Origin of the sequence: Pseudomonas sp. SIMBA_068, assembly GCF_046534705.1 — a bacterium.
In the GTDB taxonomy this organism is placed as follows: domain Bacteria; phylum Pseudomonadota; class Gammaproteobacteria; order Pseudomonadales; family Pseudomonadaceae; genus Aquipseudomonas; species Aquipseudomonas putida.
The window spans coordinates 1-331 of sequence record NZ_JAWRYI010000195.1; the positions used below are offsets into that span (position 1 = coordinate 1).

At 51.1% G+C, this 331-nt stretch carries 1 riboswitch.

Annotated elements, in window-relative coordinates:
* Positions 1-145 precede the first annotated feature (145 nt).
* Positions 146-294, reverse strand: a riboswitch (FMN riboswitch).
* Positions 295-331: the final 37 nt, after the last annotated feature.

The window sequence follows — 331 nt, forward strand, 5'->3', positions numbered from 1 at the left end:
TTCGAAAGGCGTACCAAAAGAGGAAAGTAGCGTCTGATTCATGGTAAAAAAACCTCACTGAAATTATGGTTACCAGAATCAGGGCAGTCTTAGGAGTGGCGGCATATAGCCAAAATAACGTGAGCGGGTCCATGCCCGACAGAATCGTTACTCTCTCCCATCCGGACTCTAACCGTCGGCCCCGGAATTACACCGGATCTGCTGTCCTTTGAGTTCGCACCCAAAGCGCTCGCGGGCTTTCAACTGAGTTGATTTACCGCCGGTGGGGAATTTCGCCCCGCCCTGAGAATAAGCGGATTCACTATAACGCTAATGATTAGCGGCAGCAACG